This window comes from Lactobacillus sp. W8093 (assembly GCF_016100925.1).
Lineage (GTDB): Bacteria > Bacillota > Bacilli > Lactobacillales > Lactobacillaceae > Lactobacillus > Lactobacillus helsingborgensis.
In genome coordinates, this window is sequence record NZ_JACFRL010000012.1 from 38,616 (window position 1) to 58,772 (window position 20,157).

Sequence of the window (20,157 nt, forward strand, 5' to 3'; positions counted from 1 at the left end):
AAAATATACACAAAAAGATGACAAATTTGGTTAATTAAACCCAAATTTATCATCTTTTTTTATAAGATATTAAATTTTAGTTGTGCTATTTTTTACCAGCTAAACGCTGACATAACTTAACGATTTCAACAATCAAAATCATGCAAATTCCAGCCCCTAAAACTATCAACCATTGAGTTGAATTTAATTCAGTCACATCAAAGAACTTGGTCATGAAAGGCAATTCAACAGCTGCCATGACAATAGCAGAAATCAGTATTGCCCAGTTAAACCATTTATTAGCAAAAGTTCTCTGGGAAAAGATTGATTGGTGAATGTATTTAGAATTAAAGGCGTGAAACAGTTGTATTAACCCTAAGGTGAGAAAGGCCATTGTCAAAGCATCAGCATGTTGTAAATTGGCATTACCCATGTGAGGACCAAAATTCAAGCCCAACTGGTAAGTAGTTAAAACAATACCCCCTTCTAAAATTCCTTGATAAATAATTGAACTCGCAACACCACCGCTAAAGAAGTTGGATTTTTTACCACGCGGTGCCCGTTTCATGATGCCTTTTTCAACAGGTTCAAGACCTAAGGCAATAGCAGGCAAAGTATCGGTTACTAAATTAATCCATAATAACTGTACTGGAGCTAAAATATCCCAGCCTAACATAGTCATCATAAATACTGTTAAAACTTCACCGACGTTACAGCTCATTAGGTAAAGAATGGCTTTTTGAATATTGCTAAAGACTTTACGTCCTTGCTTGACAGCTTCAACAATAGTAGCAAAGTTGTCATCTGCTAAAACCATGTCACTAGCGCCCTTTGATACTTCAGTACCGGTAATACCCATGCCAATGCCAATATCAGCTTGCTTTAAACTAGGTGCGTCATTAACTCCGTCGCCTGTCATAGCTACAATTTTGCCTTGAGACTGCCAAGCCTTGACAATGCGAACTTTATGCTCGGGTGAAACTCTGGCGTAAACATCAAAGTCAGTCACATGTTTTTCTAAATACTCATCGCTAAATTCATCAAGCTGAGCACCGGTGACTACTCGTTCATCTTGTCCCGGCTTTAAAATTCCCAGCCTTTCCGCAATTGCCTGTGCAGTTACCTGAAAGTCACCTGTAATCATAACAGTTCTAATACCGGCATTATGAGCTTCCACAATTGCCTTTTTGGCTTCTGGCCGTTCAGGATCAATCATCCCTACCAAACCAGCAAAAATTAAATCCTGCTCGACGTTATCAGTTGTAGGGTCATCATATAGCTGCTTAACAGGTTTATAAGCCAAACCTAGAACACGTAAGGCATTTTGTGCCATGTTTTGGTTTGAAAGCATAATTTCTTCTTTTTGTTTTTCGGTGATTGCAGTGACGTTACCGTCAAGATCAATGTGTGTAACACGCTTAAGCAGTTGATCAGGAGCACCTTTGACAGCTACGAAATATTGACCATTATTTTCGTTCACAGTACTCATCAACTTGCGCCCAGAATCAAATGGGACCTCTTGCACCCTTTTATGCTTGGCAATTAAATTATGCACATTAATTTTTTGATCAAGCGCATACTGAACTAGAGCAGTTTCAGTTGGATCACCCAAAAGTTTATTATTATCATCCAACTTGGAATCATTAGCCAAAACCATCGCCATTAGCGCATGATTATCCTGACTGATACCAGCAGCTGATTTATGGACTTCATTGTCGTAATATACCTGCTCCACTGTCATTTTATTTTGAGTTAAAGTCCCGGTTTTGTCGGAACAAATAATATCAGTAGCTCCCAAGGTTTCAACGGCAGGCAGCTTACGTACAATCGAATTGTGCTTAGCCATTACCTGTGTACCTAAAGCTAAAATGATGGTTACAATGGCAGGCAAGCCTTCAGGAATTGCCGCAACGGCAAGTGAAACTGCTACTAAGAACATATCAATTGCGAGCTTGTTAGTAGGCTCCGTTCCCTTTTTAGTAAAAAAGCCCACCACAAACACCACAGCGCAAATGAGTAAAATCATAATAGTGAGTGTCTTACCCAATTGGTTGAGGTTACGCTTTAATGGTGTATCCGTTTCGTCAGTGTTATTAAGCATAGTAGCAATTTTACCGACTTCGGTGTTCATACCAATCTCAGTAACGATACCTTCACCGCGCCCATAAGTGACATTAGTATTGGCAAATGCCATATTATCTTGATCAGCTAATGCTACTTTTTCTTCGTCAATAGTGGTTGAAACTTTGTCAACTGGAACAGATTCACCAGTTAAAGCTGATTCTTCGATTTTAAGGCTCTTAGTTACCGTTAACCTTAAATCAGCCGGTACTACATCTCCTGCTTCAAGCAAAACAACATCGCCGGGCAGTAATTCTGTACTTGGGATCTCCATAATTTGACCGTCACGGCGGACATGAGCATTAGGTGTTGCCATTTTCTTTAAAGCATTAATAGCTTCTTCTGAACGGGTTTCTTGAAAAACACCTAAAACGGCATTTAAAATGACCACGATCATGATAATAGCAGCATCTGTCCATTCTTGTGCCACAAAGCCTGACAGCAGTGCAGCCACAATCAAGACAATAATCATGAAATCTTTAAATTGCGCTAAAAATCGTTGCCAAATACTGGTTTTCTTTTTACTGGCCAAACTATTGGCGCCATATTTTGCGCGCAATTCACTAATTTGACTTGTTTTTAAACCTTGACTTTTTGATGTAGCTAACTCTTGAACTACATCATCAATTTTTTGATTGTAAAAATTCTGGGGCATTTTTACCTCCTAATAACAAAAAAGAGACTTATATGTACAACACACACAAGTCTCACTATTTAAGATAAGTCCAGAAGTATTTCTTCGGGTGTTGGGCTTATCGCAAGTAATTGCTGTTACTCCCTTATGATCATATCTATTATAAATAACTTTTTTATTTTTAACAAGAATTAGACCGTTAAAATTATTTAAACAAAAAAGAATCTGGGAAAAGTGCTCTTTGAAGTTAAATAAAAAATTTCACAATTTAAAAAGACCGACAAATCAACATTTTATTGACGTGATTTATCAGCCTTTTTAGTTATGTTAGAGCTTTTTTCCAGACTCTTTTTTACTTGTTTGAATTGTTATTATTTTAAGCCTGTCCATTTCCATTCAGTAACTTCAGGCATATCTTTACCATTGTCGCGGATGTATTGGTGGTGTTTTGCAAGTAATCTGTCCATTTCTGCTACAAAGCCTGCACTTTTATCTGCATAACGCGAAACGCTTAAAATAGCATCTTTTGCCAAGTGGAATCTGTCAAGTTCGTTAACCACCCGCATGTCAAACGGTGTAGTAATATCTCCTTCTTCTTCATAGCAATGAATATGAACATTGCTGCGTTTGCGGCCAAACCAGATTGACTGCATCATCGCTTTATAGCCATGCCATGCAAAAATCACTGGCACATCACTTGGGAACAATTGCTCAAATTCAGCATCTGAAATTGCTTCCGGATTGTCTTTGGTATTCATCAACTTCATCACATCAATGACATTGATGTAACGAAGTTTGAGATCAGGAAAACTCTTGTGCAAGAGGTCGATCGCTGCTAACGATTCCATTGTTGGTTCAGTTTCAGTTGAAGCAAACACAACATCTGGTTTGGCATTTTGATCAGTTGATGCCCAATCAATATATGATAAGCCGTGATTTGCAATACGAGTTGCTTCATCAATTGAGAACCATTGAGGTCTTTCTTGTTTAGAAGTAACCAGAATATTGATACATTCACGATCTGTAAAAGCTTTTTGCGAAACTGCCAGCAAGGAGTTGGTATCAGCAGGCAAATACTCATGAACTAAATCAGGACGATTCTTTTCATACATGTGAGTCAATACACCTGGGTCTTGGTGAGTGTAACCGTTATGGTCTTGTTGGAACACAGTTGAAGTTGCAATAAAGTTAAGTGATGGGTAATCTTTGCGCCAATACTGTTCCTTAGCTTTTCTTAACCACTTCATGTGCTGAGTTAGCATCGAGTCAACTACCCGACCAAATGATTCGTAAGTAGCAAAGAAACCATGACGACCTGATAAAACGTAACCCTCAAGCCAACCTTCAGCTTGGTGTTCTGATAATTGAGAATCAATTAAACGGCCGCTTGGTGCCAAGTTTTCATCATTAGGTGTATGAACAGAGCTTTCCCATTGCCGTTTTTGTTCATCAATAAACTTAAATAAGCGGTTAGACTTAGATTCATCTGGTCCAAAACCACGGAAAGTATCGGGATTAAGTTCAGCAATTTCGTTTAAATATTTAGCCCATTCCGTCATGTCTTCAGCCTCAATTGAACCTGGTTGATCAAATTTTAAGGCATACTTACGGTAATCGGGCAAACTAAGACGCTTAGCTTTCTCTCCACCTGCGTTAGTGATTGGATTCATAGCCATTCTACTGTCACCAGTAACGTTATCTGCTGTTACCAATTCAGTCGGAACACCATTTTCATCAAACAATTCTTCTGGCTTGTAACTCTTAAGCCAATCAACCAGCATGTCTTTATGTTCCATATCATCTTGAGTAACTGGAATCGGAATTTGATGAGCTCTAAATGAGTTTTCAATTGGGTTACCATCAAGATCCTTCTTTGGACCTGTCCAGCCCTTTGGTACACGGAAAATGATCATTGGCCAGTGTGGCAAAGTTTCATCATTATTTTCACGAGCATTCTTTTGAATAGCCTTAATTTCTTCAATTACAGTGTCCATTAATTTGGCCATTTCTTCATGAATTTGCATGTGATCTTTATAGCCGTCAAACTCGCCACCGTTATAAGCGGAAATAATATAAGGATGCCAGCCCATGCCTTCAAAATACTTGGTCAATTCTTCATCTGACATTCTGGAAACAATTGTCGGATTTGAAATCTTGAAACCATTAATTTGCAAAATTGGCAAAACTGCCCCGTCTTTGATCGGATTAATAAACTTGTCACTAAACCAGCTGGCTGCAAGTGGACCAGTTTCAGCCTCACCATCACCAATTTCAACTGCGGCGATCACATCAGGATTATCCAAAATTGCACCTGTACCATGAGAAAGAGAGTAGCCTAATTCTCCACCTTCGTGCATGGAACCAGGAGTTTCTGGTGCGGCATGTGAAGCTGACCCACCTGGAAAACTAAAACGTTTAAAGAGTTTAGCCATGCCCTTTTCATCTTGTTGAATTTCAGGATAAAGTTCACTATATGAGCCGTCAAGGTAGGAATTAGAAACCATCACTTGGCCGCCGTGACCTGAACCTTCAATATAGAACATGTTTAGACCATATTTTTTGATAACTCTGTTTAAATGGGCATAAATAAAGTTTTGTGGTGAAATGGTGCCCCAGTGTCCAATTGGCTTAGGCTTAACTTCACTTGCCTGCAAATCATGTTTTAATAATGGGTTGCTCATCAAAAAGAGCTGACCAACAGATAAGTAGTTTGCGGCACGCCAGTGGGCATCAACACTTTTTAAAAATTCTTTTGAATCATAATCAACTGCCATTTTAATTCTCCCTTTTTACTGTTTGCTAAAATTCACTTGATAAACATATTATAGCAAGTTTTCATCTTAGTTCAACCATTTTACAAATTGGTTCGTTCCAATTTTAAAAATCAGTGAATGCTTATTCAAAGTAAAAATTTATACCCTATAAAAAGGCATTTTGGGTTTACTATTCAGCATTTTTATGTTCAAATACTGATAAATACTGATAATTATATTTGAAATACTGAATTATCGTTAAATAAAAGAAAAAATAATGGTAAATTGTTAGCGGGAGAAGCAAGATGACACAAGAAGCTAGAATTCAACAAATCAAACGATTGCTTAACAAAAAACATCATTTGATTACACGAGAATTAGCGGATTATTTTAATGTATCATTTGATACGGCACGACGAGATGTTTTGCGGCTAACTTCAACTGGACAAGCCATTCGCGTTCATGGTGGCTTAATAGCGGTCGACCAAGATGATGTACCTAATTTTTTAACTAGAAGCTCTATTGATTCACCGGTTAAAACCAAGATGGCTCAGAAGGCTCAAAAATTTGTTCACCCCAATCAGTTCGATTTCATTGGCCCATCTACCATTTTGAAAAAGCTATGTGAGTTAATTAACGGCATGGACTTGCAAATAGTTACTAATTCCATAGATAATTCTTTGGCATTAATGCAATCTAAATTACCAAACGTTCGACTTCTAGGGGGCAAAGTTGATAAAGAACATAGGTTTAACTACTCTGTCACTTCGCTTGATACTTTAAGACGTATGACATTCAACACGGCTTTTATAGGTACTTCAAATGTTAAAAGTGATGGCATCTATCTCACTAGAATGAGCGATTCAGAGTTAATCAGGGTTGCAGCATCTAGAGCAAAACAAGTTGTGGTTGTAGCTGAAAAATACAAATTCAATAGTCAAAATACTTCTCCTTTTATGTCAATTCCTTTAAGTCAGGTTGATGTAGTTATTACTGATGAACCTTTGGCTCAGAAGATAAAAGAACATTTTGCGCCGAATACTCAGTTTATTTCGGTCTTAAGGAAGTGAGGCTATGCTTAAATTTTTTAACAATTGCTCAAATAAGAATGACAAATTGATTGCAGATGTGTATCAGGACTTAGATCTGTTTTATAATAGTTTCTTTGATAATATTTATAATGAATTAAATATTACCAAATATAAGCAAATTCGTGATGCCGTAGGACTCGTGATGCGTAAATTTGATAGTCACGATCATCCACTGGCATATGCTGGTAAATTAGTCATGTATATTCAGTCACGAGTTGTATTGCAGCATTTACATCTAACTTCCTTTCAACAAAAACTATTGAATAATATCAGTGACAAGACTAAGCACATCGATCTGAATTTCGTCTATTCTGGACCTATCACAGACATGCAGCAATTTCGCACATATTAAATTTTTTCTTTTTATAGAATGTATCTAAAAAGCAGGCAAAAGCCTGCTTTTTTATTTATTTAAATTAACAAAGGTATTAAAACGCATGTATTGGTAATGAATACGCATTGTCGATACCTCAAAAGGCGTACCATCATCCAAAAAGAAAATACCTTCCATTACTCCCACTGGTTCGTTTGCTCTTAATTTGAGTCGACTCTGGTCTTCATCATTTGACGGTTCCACCGTAATATTGAGAAAGGCTTTAGTTACGACCTTATTTTGCGAATCTTCTAAATAATTAAAGAGCGACTTTTGCAAGTGCTCCGGTTTTAGTTCGGGAACAATTTTAATAGGCAAATAACCTGTTTCAATTAAAAAAGGTTGTTGATCTAAAAAACGCAGTCTTTTGAATTCATAAACAAAATCATTTTCTTTAAGAAATAAATCTTGCGCGATACTTGATGGCGCTTTAATGACATTAAAATCAAGCAGCCTGATACCCTGCTTTTTACCCGGAACCTTAAGACTATCAGTCAAACCTAAGTTTGAGCCTTCATAACGAAACAGAGATTGATTTTTTAAATACAAAGGGTTGATGAAAGTGCCACTACCACGTTTTTTAAAAACAATTCCCTGTTGAGACAAAAGTTCCATCGCTCTTTTCATTGATGAGCGGCTAACTTGATAATGCTCAGCAAGACTCCGTTCATCTGGAAGACGCATGCCATCATATTTATTATCTAAAATTTTTTGTTTAATATCACGCATCACTGTGCGATAAACAAAATCTGCCATTTTTTACCTCAGTTATCAGCTTTTTCAATTTCAGCAACAAGCCACTCGGCGAATTTTTCTTGATTAATCTTAACACCCACCTGAGCATTAGTTGGTTGGTCAAAAAAGCCGTCAAAATCAATCATCGATGCGCCATAAGCATTAGGGCTCTTCGTATCTACTACAACATAGGCTGGCTTAAAAGTATACATTTCAGGTTTGATTAACATCCCCGCCGCCAAAGCATCATACACTTCACGGCCATTACTATCCGTATGATCATGTAAATTGGTCATAATACGATACAACATATCACCAATTTTACCCGTATTTTTAATTCTTTCCAGAGTGGCCTGCGTGATATATGCCTGATGTCCTAATTCAAGAGGTGCAAGTAAAATTTTGACACCACTTGAGAAAACTATCTGAGCTGCTTCTGGGTCGCCTGCAACATTATACTCTGCATAAGGACCCCAATTACCGCGGCCAATAGCACCACCCATTATTACCAATTGTTCAATTTTAGGCAGATCTTCTGGAAACTGCCTGAAATAGAGCGCAAAATCAGTTGCTGGCCCTATCTGCATTAAGGTTACCTTTTCAGCGCTCCTTTTGACTACATCATGAATAGCTTCTGCAGCGATTCCCGGTTTTAATAAGGTCTTGTCTGGTTCAGGGAAATCAAATCCAGCCAGACCACTTTTTCCATGAACATCGGAAGCATCTATCTGGTTACGCAATAACGGTCTTACCGCACCACTTACCACTGGTACTTTTGTACCTAAAAATGCTTCTAATTTTAATGAATTTGCCAAGGTTTTTGCGAGAGGAACATTGCCCCAAGTAGCAGCTATTAATTTCACGTCTAGCTTTTGCGAAAATAAGGCAATAGTTAGTGCCACTACGTCATCAATTCCCGGATCAGTACTAATTATCAATGGTTTTTTTAACATAAGTATCCTTCTTTTAAAATAGTTATAGAATAATGATACCAAATTTAAGCATTACTTGCTGGCAAAAAAAAGACTAACTCGTTAAAGCAGTTCAAGTTAGTCCCTAAATTTTATTTTTGACGATCTTCTATTGTGCCATCAGAATGTGCAATAATTGCTTCCTCGCACATGTCTAGGAAAAGTCCATGTTCCACAACACCTACCGTGTGATCAAGATAAGCGGCTAATCCTTCCGGAACAGGCACCGGATCAACATTTAAATCTACAATATAGTTACCATAATGCGTTATCAAGCGTTCTTTCCCCGACATACGCCATTGCGGGTTTAAGCCTGCGTTTTTAAAACGCTGAAAATTTTGTTCACAAGAAATTGGCAATACTTCAACTGGCAACGGAAAACCACCGAGGCGGTCTACGACTTTTGATTCATCAACAATCCAGACTACTTTTTGCGAATTAACAGCTACGTTCTTTTCCATAGTCAAAGCTCCGCCACCACCTTTAATACCATCAAAATTGGCAGCTAACCTATCAGCACCGTCAATGGTCAAGTCAAGTTTAGTAACAGATGATAATTCGTCTACCTTAAAACCCCATTCTTCCATTTGTTTTTTGCTTCTACTTGAAGTGGTGACAACCGCCTTTAACTTAAGTCCTTCTTCTTTTCTGCGCCTACCCAACTCATCAATTAGAAAGGCTACAGTTGAACCGGTTCCCACGCCTAACTTCATACCAGACTTAACCAAGCCTGCTGCTCTAACTGCTGCCTGCTTTTTTAATTTATCTTGTTCTTCTTTATCCATGATCCTTGCTTTCTCTAAATAATTAAACGAATGTTAAATTAAATTCATTATAGCAAAAAGAAAACTAAATGAAGACACAAAAAAAGCAGTTATTATAACTGCTTTCTCATCAAAATTATTCTGGATCAAGTTCTGGAGCTTTATTAATTTCACCTGACATCATCCAGATCCGCTTTTCAACGTCTGAATGGAAGCCGGTTAACAAATCATTAGTGGAGTAATCTCCTTCTTCATCACTAACCTTGATACCTTCTTCATAAAGCTGATCAAGATAATGATAGCCGTCAATAATCTTTTGGTACCGCTCATCAATGGTTTCATTCCAATTTCCTTTTTCATCAGGAATTTTAGTCTTTGCAGCGATTTCACTTAATGTTGAAACTGGAGAGCCATCTAGAGTAATCAAACGTTCAGAAACTTCATCCAACTGATCGGCTAATTCGTCCATTACTTTGTCTAAATATGGGTGCAACTTCAAAAAGCGGTTGCCACGCATATACCAGTGATGTTGATGCACAACCATATGTAATTGTGTCAAATCAGCAACCAGTTGGTTTAAAACTTCTTTAGTCTTTGGATATTTCATATAAAAGTGCCTCCAAAATTACTTAATATTGTTACACTTTTATTATAGCGAGTAAGCGCTATTAATACTAAAATATTGTTTTATAATTTTTATTATTCAATCACTCTGATTTAAGCAAACTGACCCATAGCAATATTGTGCTTAATTAGGTGTAAAGCCTCATGAGTTTTTTCAATTCCCTGATCATGATGATCGGCTTTTTCTCTAGCTGTAGAAATATGCAGTTTGTCACCATTATCAAGTTCTAGTTCAATGCCATAAGCATTTTTAATTGTAGCCATTTTCCCGGCAAAAAGACCAATAAAAACAAAATCAGCTGCTAGAGCAGGAAGTTGTGTGAGATCTTCTTTTCCATACCGCTTAGCGCTCTTAATGCTGCTCATTGGAACTGCCTTCATAGGACTAGCAGGTCCTTTAAAGACCATCATCACCTTTTGCCAGTAATTACTAAAATCATAATATTTAATCTGGTCCTGTGAAATCTCATAATAATTATAGCCGTACTGTAGAATTAACGGGTAATATACTGCCACCATTAATATAAAAAATAGGACTGCAGGTAATAATGACCATAAAATCAAATTAGGTGCAACAAAATTAAAAAGAAGGCAGAAGGCTAAACCAATAAATACAGATAAGCCTAAAGATAAAGATAAAGGCCAAAAGTTCATCTTTTTACCAAAAGTAAACATAATTACCATCCCTCCTAAAAACTAAATTTCAATTCACTATTATTTTAATCCCTTTTTAATTTTTTTGAAAGCTCTAACATTACTTTTTTGCATTTTCTGCAAGAACTAATAAATAAAATTATCATATTTAAAATAACTGGAGCTTTGTATGTTCAGAATAACTGGTGCAAAAAGATTATTTGTTATAAAATATTTTTGTTAACGCTATCATATTGGATAAGGGGAGATAAAAATGTTTTCAGCCAAAATGCCAGACGGATTTTTATGGGGTGGTGCCGTTGCTGCTCATCAATTAGAAGGTGCATGGAACGAAGACGGTAAGGGCATGTCAATAGCTGACGTGATGACAGTTGGCTCTGCCACTCAACCACGTGAAATTACAGACGGTGTCATTACCGGCAAAAATTACCCTAATCACAGTGCCATAGACTTTTATCATCACTATCAAGAAGATATTAAATTGATGGCAGAAATGGGATTTAAAGCCTTCAGAACTTCTATTGCGTGGACTAGAATTTTTCCTAATGGCGATGATGAAAAGCCCAATGAAGCAGGTCTAAAGTTTTATGACGACTTGTTTGATACTTGCCACCACTATGGTATTGAGCCGGTAATTACCTTATCTCACTTTGAAATTCCTTTTAATTTAGTAAAAAAATACAATGGCTTTACTAATCGTAAATTAATTGATTACTTTGTCCGCTTTGCGACAGTTTGTTTTAAACGTTATCGGAATAAGGTTAAGTACTGGATGACTTTTAACGAAATTGATAACCAGTCAGCTTATACCGAAGATTTTTTGATGGCTACCAATTCTGGAATTATTCTCGATGGTATGAGTGACAAGGAAAAAGAAGCGGCGATGTACCAAGCAGCTCACTATGAGTTAGTTGCTTCGGCTTTAGCTGTTAAAATTGGTCATAAGATCAATCCTGATTTTCAAATCGGTTGTATGATTAATTATTCGCCAGTTAGACCACTAACACCTTCTTCAGATGATGTGCTGCTAGCTGATAAGTTCGAACAACGCCGTGACTGGTTCTCTGACGTTCATGTCTTTGGTGAATATCCCCAAGAAGTTGAAGCCTATATTGAACGAAATGGCTATCGTCCTGACATTAGTGATGAAGACAGAATTGTTTTAAAAGAAGGTACAGTTGATTACGTTGCATTTAGTTACTACCAAACAACGACTGTTTCAGCCCAGAATGTTAAACCTGATAAATTAAACGATTTAGCTCAAGCGATAGCCGTGAATCCCACCTTAGTAAGAAGCGATTGGGGCTGGGAAATTGATCCTACAGGCTTAAGAATCGCCTTAAATCACTTAACCGATCGGTATCATAAACCTTTATTTATTGTTGAGAACGGCTTGGGGGCTTACGATAAAGTGGAAAAAGATGGCGCTATTCACGACGATTATCGAATTGATTATTTAAGAAAACATATTTCAGAAATGGAAAAGGCAGTTGCAATGGACGGCGTAGATTTAATGGGTTATCTACCTTGGGGACCAATTGATTTAGTGTCTGCAGGAACAGGACAAATGGATAAACGGTATGGCTTTATTTATGTTGACAAAAATGATGCTGGTCAGGGTACCTTAAAACGCTCACGCAAGGATTCTTTTTACTGGTATAAAAAAGTAATCAAAACTAATGGTCTAGATTTAAATTAACAAAAAAAGTGGAGCTGCAAATGCAGCTTCACTTTTTTAATTAGTTCTTGTTAATTTTGAGATTCTTTTTGCAGTGCATTTGCCTGATAAAGTTTCTCATAAAGGTCAACTATCTCTCCTGCCAGGTCTCTAAAAGTGATAGCATTCATCAAGTGATCCTGTGAATGAACAACTAAAAGAGTAACTTTGGTATGTTCGCCTTGGGCTTCCTTAGTAAGCATACCAGTTTGAGAGTTATGCGCATCATTCAAAGATTCGTCTGATTCCTTTAACTTGGCACGGGCTCCAGTAATATCACCTTTTTTAGCTAACCGAATTGCTTCAAAAGCAAGACTCTTAGCATTACCGCCATTTGCAATCAGACCCATAGCAGCTTCTAATGTTTCTTGTTCTTTTTGAGCAGAGGTTTCTTGTTCAGCCATTTCAACCACCTTTAACCATTAATTAAATCTTCAGCCTGTTGCAAAACTGTTTTGCCGTCCATCATGCCATACGCACGCATTTCGATTACTCCCAGAGGAATATCTTTGCCATCTTTGCCCTTACCTTTAACTTTGTTTTTAAAGTCATCTTCCATATAACGAACTTGTGGCCCAAGCAATACACAATCAAGTTCGTCTTGTTCAATATGCTGATCAGCTTCTGCAGCTGGACAGGCAAAAATTTTTGCATCAATGCCTTCTTCTTCAGCTGCTTTTTGCATTTTAGTTACTAGTAACGAAGTACTCATTCCTGCACTGCAGTTGAGCATAATTGTTTGTTCAGCCATAATAATCCTATTCCTCCTAAAATGTATCTTATGATTTGTCTTCTCCATTATAGCACTATTAAAATAGCGCTTACTAATACGAATATTATTTTTTCATAAAAAAAGATAATAGCTTTAATGGATGTGAACAGTCCATTTTATTATTACCGCCAATGGCTAAGTCAAATCCCACTAATAATTCATCATTGCCTTCAATTAACCTTTTATTACATGTATCACAATTTTCCTCATCAAAATTAGTCTGGCAAATAGCAGTAAGCATGGCAGCGTCTCTTTCAAAGCCCTGCAAAAATGAATGCGCAACAATTTTTTAAAATGAGGAGCCGGATGATGCCAAATCATTCATTTTGCACCTACTATTAATTAGCTTATATTACCTTTTTCACATTTTATAATATAAAAATTAAGTCGCATTTTAAACCATATTTTTAAAAAATTGGCGAGAATAAGTAAATTCACGTTAACTGTTGGTAATTAAAGACAAAGTAAAGTAAAATGTTTAAGGATTAAAAAGGGAGTGGCATAATGTCTAGACTTGAAAAGCCTGTTGTGATTGGTATTACTGGTGGCTCAGGCAGCGGAAAAACTACCATTGCACAAAAAATCGTTGCTCAAATGCAAGAAGATGAACACGTTTTAATTATGACGCAGGATTCTTATTATAAGGATAACACCGGCATCCCCATGAGTAAGAGGATGAATATTAACTATGATCATCCTGACGCCTTTGATGTTCCTTTACTTAGAAAACAGCTAAGTGATCTCTTGAATTATCAACCCATTGAAATGCCTGTTTATGATTTTAAAGAACATACTCGCAGCAAAGAAACTGTCCACACCGAACCTGCTGATATTATTATTCTTGAAGGAATTTTAGTCTTAGCTAATAAAGAAATACGTGATTTAATGGATATCAAAGTCTATGTCGATACAGATGATGATATTCGTTTTATTAGAAGACTAGAGCGGGACTTAAGTGAACGTGGTCGTTCTATTGATTCAGTGATTGAACAATATTTGAATACGGTCAAGCCCATGTATCATCAGTTCATAGAACCCACTAAGCGTTATGCTGATATCATTGTACCTGAAGGTGGCAAAAACGATGTGGCAATTGACATGTTAACTACAAAGGTGCATTCAATTTTAAGTCAAAAGGAAAAATAAAAAAGAGTAATTGCTTTTTTGAAGTGACCCCAAATTTGTCCTAAATTTGGGGGTTACTTTGCTCGCAATACTCTTTTTTTATTAACAAATTAACTAATCAATTTTTGGTTTTAAAGCGTTGTCAAATAAATTAGTAATCAATTTAACCAAAACTCCGTCAAAAACTAGGGCTGAAATAATATTGGTAATAAACATTACAATTTGAACTTGCATGCTGAACTTGCTCCAGCCGTATAAAATATATGAAGGTATAAAACAACCAAATGAAGCAAAAAATGCACCAGTCAGAACACTTTTCCAAGTGAATTTTTGGTAACGTTCCTTTTTAGGAAAGAAGCCAATTTCATTGGTAGCACCTTGGATAACTCCTGATAAAATGGTTGTGGCTCCCCATTGGCCCCCGATTGCCATTTCCACAACGGCAGCCAATAATTCGCCAACTGTACCAGAACCCACTGTAGGGACAAAATACATTGCTAAAGGTCCTGCCATAAGCCATAAACCTGAAAAGACAGTGTCTGTGACCGGGGCAAAGCCAGTTGGAACCAGTAACATTTTAACTAAATTAAATGCCCAATTAAAGCCATAGGTATAAATGACACCCATAATAATTCCAATCAGTGCAATTAAGATGATTGACTTTACATTCCACTTTGATGATCTTGTAAACATAAAAATACTCCTAACTTAACATGTCATTAGGAGTATCATCATTAACTAATTGAACACTTCCCTAGCGCAGGTATTATCCCGTTCAGGTTCGGAGGGTATTTCTCAGCTTTTTGGCACCCCTAGTGACTTATTTAATTTTTATTAGTATAACACAAGTTAAATAATTTTTCTGGTCAATTTTGAAGATAGTTTTTTTAGACTGATTAAAATTGACTAAAACTAGCTAATTTTTCCTTAGTCAAATCACGGATAATGGCTACTGTCAGATCAACAGCAGCTTTAAAATCGCTATAGGCGCTAAAGCAATATGGCGAATGTTCATAACGCACTGGAATGCCGATAACAATTGTCGGGGCGCCATTTTCATAGTAAATCGCAGCACCATCTTGACCGCCACCAGTTCTAACAGAACGAGTATACGGAATATGATTTTGATCAGCCATAGCACAAGCATACTGTTGAAACTTAGGGTTTGGTAAAAATGACGTATCCATATCACGCAGCATCGGACCACGTTTTAATCCTGTTTGTGACAGCCAATCTGGTGTAAATGTATCATCTGCTGGGCATGATTCAAGGACAATTGCTAAATCTGGCTTGATAGCTCTGGCAGTCACATAAGCTCCGCGCAAACCAACTTCTTCCTGACTTGAAAGTGCCGCTACGACATTAAAATCGGTTTCTTCACCGTTTAAATTATCAAGGACATCTGCCATGGCAGCAGCGCCAAAGCGATCGTCAAAGTCTTTACCGAAAAATAAGCCGGTTTTTTCATTGTATTCACACTTCACATCAACAAAAATAGGACAGCCAGTGTCAATTTGATAGTCATTAATAGTTTCAGCACGAGAACTGGAGCCAACATCGATTGACATATCAGCTACATCAGGGACATTATTTCTTTCTTCTTCTGTCATAAAATGCGGTGGTTTAGTAGCAACCACTCCCGGCACATATTCACCAGCACGGTTCTTAATCTTAACGCGTAAAGCTGGGATATTATACTTTACCCAACCGCCAAGTGGTACAAACTTAATCATTCCGTTGGGACGAACTGCTTGCGTAATAAAGCCGACAGCGTCAGAGTGCGCATCAAGCTGGATAACTGGTCGATCCGGCTTATTCTCTTTTTTACTGGCATACACATTGAGCATGCCGTCAACCTTGACATTAGCAAAGTCATGTACAGTTTCAGTAAAAAGCTTAACAAATTCCTCTTCAAATCCTGATGTTGAATTAGCGTTTGAAAAAGCTTTAAGCATCTTTATTTCTTGTTTTTTATCCATTTTATTCGGCCTTTCACTTAAAATATCTTATCTTTCATTGTACCAAAGTCACAGTTAATTAAACTAGTGCTTTAAGTTGATTTGCAAATAATCCTACTGCTTTTAACAATATATATACTTTTTGTACGTAATTAGCTCCATAAATTACGTAAATTGACAAAAATAATCTGTTTTTTTGACCAAAAAATGATATAATCAAATTTATTAGGAATTTAGATTGTTTTAAATGAAGGGTAGATAAATGCCAAAAACCGACAACATTAATAATATTATTGATCACAAATTGTTTACTGAAGAAGACATCCATAATATGTGTGTTAAGCTGGGCAAACAGCTTACTGCTGACTATGCTGGTAAGAAGCCTTTAATTGTAGGTGCACTTAAGGGAGCTATTTTCTTTTTAACCGATTTGGTTAGAGAAATGGATGTCAAAGCGGAAATTGATTTTCTTGATGTTTCCAGCTATGGCGATGAAATGGAATCATCTGGAGAAGTTAAACTTATTTCAGATTTGGCTGCTGATGTTAAAGATCGTGACGTTTTAATTGTTGAAGATATTGTTGACACCGGTCTTACATTGGAATACATGAAGAATTTGCTCAAAAAACGCGGAGCTAAAAGTGTCAAGTGTTGCGTTTTGCTTAATAAAGAAGCCAATAGGACAAGTGACGTTGAAGTCGAATATTATGGTTCAAAAGTTGGCAATGAGTTTGTTGTAGGTTATGGTTTAGACTTTATGAATTATTACCGTAACTTGCGTTACATTGGTGTACTAAAACCCGAAATTATTAAATTAGTTAATAATAAATAAAAAAAGGAGTTGGCATTACGTCAACTCCTTTTTAACGTCCTATTCTTCTTTTGGGGCTTCTGCTTTTTTGCCTAGGTCTTTAACAATAAACCAACGCATAAAGCCCTGCTCAATATCGTCAAGTTTAAACTCAAAGTTCTCCAACTCAACTTTATCGCCTTTTTTGAGATTAGGATAATGCTCCATCATATAACCACCAATAGTTATAATATCGCTATCCTGAAAACTCTTGATGTCCGTTCTAAAATAACGGGCAAAATCATAAAGAGTAGTTTTACCAGAAACATGGATATTATTTTGCTTGTCCTTGATTATATAGTCATCAGAAACATCATCAATTTCGTCTTTTACAGTTCCAAATAATTCTTCGTAGATATCTTTATCTGTGACAATACCGCTGGTACCACCGTATTCATCTACAACCAATACAATGGGCGTATGTTTCTTAATCATTAACTGCAGAATATCCTGAATAGGCATTGACTCTGGTACCGTGATCATCGTGCGAATAATACGAGTGACAGGGACTTGCTCATCAATCTTACTCTGCTGAACAACATCGAACGCATAAACGTATCCTACAATATCATCCTTATTGTTATCTCGAACAACGGGAATCCTGCTTTGTCCCTCATCAAGATACAACTTTAACGCCTGTTTAATAGTATCCGTTGAATTAATGACAACTAAACGGGTTCTATCAGTCATGATGTCTTTGGCAATCTTATCGTTCAGCTCGAAGGCACGCTTCATGTAGGTTAAATCGTTTTTATCAAGAGAGCCGCCGTGGACAGCCTTACGAGATAATTTAATTATTTCTGACTGGGAATATACTTGATTTTCCTCATCAGCTGGATCAAAACCTAACATCTTTAGTAAGCCGTTTGAGCTGGTATTGAGCAACCAAACAAAAGGATAAACTAAAGTATGAAATAATTGTAGCGGAGTAACAATATTAAGCAATATTTTTACTGGCATATCAATTGCAATGTTCTTGGGAACAATTTCAGTAACTACAACTTCTAAATAAGTCAGAAAGATTACCCCTAATATTGCACTGATTGAACGGATAACTGAATGATTAAGCTCCATCATATTAAACGCCCGTTCAAACAAAGCAGCCAAAGTATCAGCTGAAAACCAGCCTAAAACAACTCCGACCAAAGTTGTACCTACTTGGGTGGTAGAGAGATATTCATTTAAATTATGGGTCATATGCAAAGCGCGCTTTACTTTGCGCTGGCTGCCGATCTTATTCGACAACATATCCTCAAGTTGGCTTGGTCTTGTTTGAACCAAAGCAAATTCTGCAGCTACAAAGAAAGCCGCAAAAACAAAGATCACTAAAGTTGCTATTAGATTAGTAACTATTTGGGACGTACTCAAAATTTATATCACCTTTAATTAATTATCACCTTTTAAATTTCTTATTTAACATTTTATCATTAATAGCGCTTTATTTTAATAAATTACTTCTCTATTTAACTAATTTGTATATTTTTTCAAAAGGCAAACGGTCCGGATAAAACTTGGGGTCATTCACTTCAGCAGCATTGTCCTGATAGCCCAGTCCAATTGCCATGCCTACCAATTCATCTTCTGGAATTTTGCCGTATTTGCGGACTAATTCCGGATATGACACCATTGAGTGTGCCGGCATAATTGCTAATCCGGCATTAAGTGCCAGCAACATTATACTTTGAGAAAAAATACCTAAATCATAAACAGACCAAACCGGAGATGTTCTGGGAATAGTAAGAAAGGCAATGTCCTGAGCGTTAAACATGTTATCATTAGCTTCGGAAAAGAGTTCCATCTTATTATTAAAAAAATAAGGTTGTGATGCACCGACTGCAGCCATATTTTGACTAGGATAAGAATCCCAATCTAGCGATAACATTTTAACGAAATCTTCATGAGGCTCAACATTATTATCAATCTGAGCCTTTACTTCCTTTTTTAAAGCATCTAGGGCATCACCCGTTATCATATAGACCTTCCAGGGCTGTGAATTAAGTAGTGACGGGGAAAGCTGCGCTTTTTTGATAATTTTGGCAAGTAACTTTTCATTAACTTTTCTACTAGTAAACTTGCGAGTAACCCTTTCATGGTTATATACATTATTAAATTCCATTCCGATTCAAATCCTTACATATAAAAAGAGCATTACAAAATACCCTACTTTTCAAACAAAATTTCTCTAGAATTTCAAATACAGGTAGAAATAATCAAAAAAAACTCTATTTTCAAATACTCACTTGTTTACGCTTCACCTAAAGTTACAAATTTAAGCATTACATTTAAGCATTACAATCTAATAAAATCAGTCATATACACATTAATAATATTAATAAATTATAGGCAATATTGCAAAGGTATTTAGTAAAGATAACATAAATTTTTTAACTTTTTGCTTTTTTATCTGCCAACTTTAATAAATAAATCACAATAATTACCTTTAATATCGCATGATGAAACCGCTATTAAGCAAGCTGAATTTACTATTTTGGCCTTAAAATTCAGCATGTTGTTAAGTATTGATCATTTAGAAAATTAAAAAACAGTTCAACTAGAATCTAATTAAACCGTTTATTTATATTTTATAACGTCGTCGCAATTCACGATCTTGATCTCGCCTCTTAATGGTTTCTCGTTTGTCATATTTTTTCTTTCCCTGACCAACACCAATCAGAACCTTGGCAAAACCATGTTTTAAATAAACTTTTAAAGGAATGATCGCGATTCCGCGGGCAGACTGATCTTTAGCTAGACGGGCAATTTCTTTTTTATGCAAAAGTAATCTTCTACTGCGTAAAGGCTCATGATTATAACGATTACCTTGCTTATATTCACTAATATGAACATTCTCTAAGAAGGCTGAACCATTAATAATTTGCACATAGCCGTCGCGTAAATTAATACGTCGTGCTCGCACAGATTTAATTTCAGTTCCCGTTAAAGCAATTCCCGCTTCATAGGTATCTTTTATAAAATAATCATGGTGTGCTTTCTTGTTTTGAGCAATTAAATTATCATTTTGTTCTTTTTTCAATT

The 20,157-nt window shown here is 36.5% G+C and carries 20 protein-coding genes and 1 riboswitch; of the genes, 5 read left to right on the forward strand and 15 right to left on the reverse strand.

Going from position 1 to position 20,157, the window contains the following annotated elements:
* Nucleotides 1-85 precede the first annotated feature (85 nt).
* Nucleotides 86-2,755 carry a calcium-translocating P-type ATPase, PMCA-type gene (locus H3T47_RS08460; protein WP_199283172.1) on the reverse strand — a complete coding sequence of 890 codons (2,670 nt, stop codon included), beginning with the start codon at nucleotides 2,753-2,755 and terminating at the stop codon, nucleotides 86-88.
* A gap of 350 nt (nucleotides 2,756-3,105) precedes the next feature.
* Entirely contained in the window at nucleotides 3,106-5,508 is a 2,403-nt protein-coding gene (locus tag H3T47_RS08465; protein WP_199283173.1) for a phosphoketolase family protein, read from the reverse strand.
* A 284-nt stretch (nucleotides 5,509-5,792) separates the two neighbouring features.
* On the opposite strand from H3T47_RS08465, the gene H3T47_RS08470 reads away from it, so the two are divergent.
* Complete coding sequence (locus tag H3T47_RS08470) at nucleotides 5,793-6,557, forward strand: DeoR/GlpR family DNA-binding transcription regulator (RefSeq protein ID WP_046326830.1); 765 nt, start codon at nucleotides 5,793-5,795, stop codon at nucleotides 6,555-6,557.
* 4 nt (nucleotides 6,558-6,561) lie between these two features.
* Nucleotides 6,562-6,930 (forward strand): bacteriocin immunity protein, encoded by a 369-nt coding sequence (locus H3T47_RS08475; RefSeq protein WP_199283174.1) that lies wholly within the window; start codon nucleotides 6,562-6,564, stop codon nucleotides 6,928-6,930.
* 51 nt (nucleotides 6,931-6,981) lie between these two features.
* Here the strand turns inward: H3T47_RS08475 and H3T47_RS08480 are convergent, their stop codons facing one another.
* From H3T47_RS08480 to H3T47_RS08500, 5 genes are all read right to left on the reverse strand, one after another.
* Nucleotides 6,982-7,707 carry a GntR family transcriptional regulator gene (locus tag H3T47_RS08480; protein WP_199283175.1) on the reverse strand — a complete coding sequence of 242 codons (726 nt, stop codon included), beginning with the start codon at nucleotides 7,705-7,707 and terminating at the stop codon, nucleotides 6,982-6,984.
* An 8-nt stretch (nucleotides 7,708-7,715) separates the two neighbouring features.
* Nucleotides 7,716-8,639 carry a nucleoside hydrolase gene (locus tag H3T47_RS08485; protein ID WP_199283176.1) on the reverse strand — a complete coding sequence of 308 codons (924 nt, stop codon included), beginning with the start codon at nucleotides 8,637-8,639 and terminating at the stop codon, nucleotides 7,716-7,718.
* Nucleotides 8,640-8,749: 110 nt separating this feature from the next.
* On the reverse strand, nucleotides 8,750-9,442 hold the full coding sequence (gene rpiA / locus H3T47_RS08490; RefSeq protein WP_199283177.1) for a ribose-5-phosphate isomerase RpiA: 693 nt from the start codon (nucleotides 9,440-9,442) through the stop codon (nucleotides 8,750-8,752).
* Between the two features lie 115 nt (nucleotides 9,443-9,557).
* Nucleotides 9,558-10,028: a DNA starvation/stationary phase protection protein gene (locus tag H3T47_RS08495; RefSeq protein ID WP_046326825.1), complete on the reverse strand. Its 471-nt coding sequence runs from the start codon at nucleotides 10,026-10,028 to the stop codon at nucleotides 9,558-9,560.
* A 110-nt stretch (nucleotides 10,029-10,138) separates the two neighbouring features.
* Complete coding sequence (locus tag H3T47_RS08500; protein WP_199283178.1) at nucleotides 10,139-10,720, reverse strand: hypothetical protein; 582 nt, start codon at nucleotides 10,718-10,720, stop codon at nucleotides 10,139-10,141.
* 232 nt (nucleotides 10,721-10,952) lie between these two features.
* Between H3T47_RS08500 and H3T47_RS08505 the strand changes: the two genes are divergently transcribed.
* Nucleotides 10,953-12,398, forward strand: coding sequence for a 6-phospho-beta-glucosidase (locus H3T47_RS08505; RefSeq protein WP_199283179.1), 1,446 nt, complete (start codon nucleotides 10,953-10,955; stop codon nucleotides 12,396-12,398).
* A gap of 50 nt (nucleotides 12,399-12,448) precedes the next feature.
* Here the strand turns inward: H3T47_RS08505 and H3T47_RS08510 are convergent, their stop codons facing one another.
* From H3T47_RS08510 to H3T47_RS08520, 3 genes are all read right to left on the reverse strand, one after another.
* On the reverse strand, nucleotides 12,449-12,820 hold the full coding sequence (locus tag H3T47_RS08510) for a PTS lactose/cellobiose transporter subunit IIA (protein WP_038521599.1): 372 nt from the start codon (nucleotides 12,818-12,820) through the stop codon (nucleotides 12,449-12,451).
* Nucleotides 12,821-12,831: 11 nt separating this feature from the next.
* The gene (locus H3T47_RS08515) at nucleotides 12,832-13,167 is read right to left on the reverse strand and encodes a PTS sugar transporter subunit IIB (RefSeq protein WP_038521596.1); all 336 of its coding nucleotides are present in this window, start codon (nucleotides 13,165-13,167) and stop codon (nucleotides 12,832-12,834) included.
* A gap of 85 nt (nucleotides 13,168-13,252) precedes the next feature.
* Nucleotides 13,253-13,429 (reverse strand): hypothetical protein, encoded by a 177-nt coding sequence (locus tag H3T47_RS08520; RefSeq protein ID WP_199283180.1) that lies wholly within the window; start codon nucleotides 13,427-13,429, stop codon nucleotides 13,253-13,255.
* A gap of 263 nt (nucleotides 13,430-13,692) precedes the next feature.
* Here H3T47_RS08520 and udk point away from each other — a divergent pair, with 263 nt between their 5' ends.
* Entirely contained in the window at nucleotides 13,693-14,334 is a 642-nt protein-coding gene (gene udk / locus H3T47_RS08525) for a uridine kinase (protein WP_109918106.1), read from the forward strand.
* Between the two features lie 93 nt (nucleotides 14,335-14,427).
* Here the strand turns inward: udk and H3T47_RS08530 are convergent, their stop codons facing one another.
* Nucleotides 14,428-15,006, reverse strand: coding sequence for an ECF transporter S component (locus H3T47_RS08530; protein ID WP_046326819.1), 579 nt, complete (start codon nucleotides 15,004-15,006; stop codon nucleotides 14,428-14,430).
* 41 nt (nucleotides 15,007-15,047) lie between these two features.
* A riboswitch (TPP riboswitch) is annotated at nucleotides 15,048-15,137 on the reverse strand.
* Nucleotides 15,138-15,209: 72 nt separating this feature from the next.
* Nucleotides 15,210-16,292 carry a M42 family metallopeptidase gene (locus H3T47_RS08535; RefSeq protein ID WP_038521577.1) on the reverse strand — a complete coding sequence of 361 codons (1,083 nt, stop codon included), beginning with the start codon at nucleotides 16,290-16,292 and terminating at the stop codon, nucleotides 15,210-15,212.
* 241 nt (nucleotides 16,293-16,533) lie between these two features.
* Here H3T47_RS08535 and hpt point away from each other — a divergent pair, with 241 nt between their 5' ends.
* Nucleotides 16,534-17,103, forward strand: a complete 570-nt coding sequence (hpt, locus tag H3T47_RS08540; RefSeq protein WP_187159236.1) for a hypoxanthine phosphoribosyltransferase — start codon at nucleotides 16,534-16,536, stop codon at nucleotides 17,101-17,103.
* Nucleotides 17,104-17,142: 39 nt separating this feature from the next.
* On the opposite strand, the gene H3T47_RS08545 is transcribed toward hpt, so the two are convergent.
* The 3 genes from H3T47_RS08545 to smpB form a co-directional block, all read right to left on the reverse strand.
* Nucleotides 17,143-18,489 carry a hemolysin family protein gene (locus H3T47_RS08545; protein ID WP_199283181.1) on the reverse strand — a complete coding sequence of 449 codons (1,347 nt, stop codon included), beginning with the start codon at nucleotides 18,487-18,489 and terminating at the stop codon, nucleotides 17,143-17,145.
* A gap of 91 nt (nucleotides 18,490-18,580) precedes the next feature.
* Nucleotides 18,581-19,237 carry a nitroreductase gene (locus H3T47_RS08550; RefSeq protein ID WP_199283182.1) on the reverse strand — a complete coding sequence of 219 codons (657 nt, stop codon included), beginning with the start codon at nucleotides 19,235-19,237 and terminating at the stop codon, nucleotides 18,581-18,583.
* Between the two features lie 459 nt (nucleotides 19,238-19,696).
* Nucleotides 19,697-20,155 carry an SsrA-binding protein SmpB gene (gene smpB, locus H3T47_RS08555; RefSeq protein WP_109918101.1) on the reverse strand — a complete coding sequence of 153 codons (459 nt, stop codon included), beginning with the start codon at nucleotides 20,153-20,155 and terminating at the stop codon, nucleotides 19,697-19,699.
* Nucleotides 20,156-20,157: the final 2 nt, after the last annotated feature.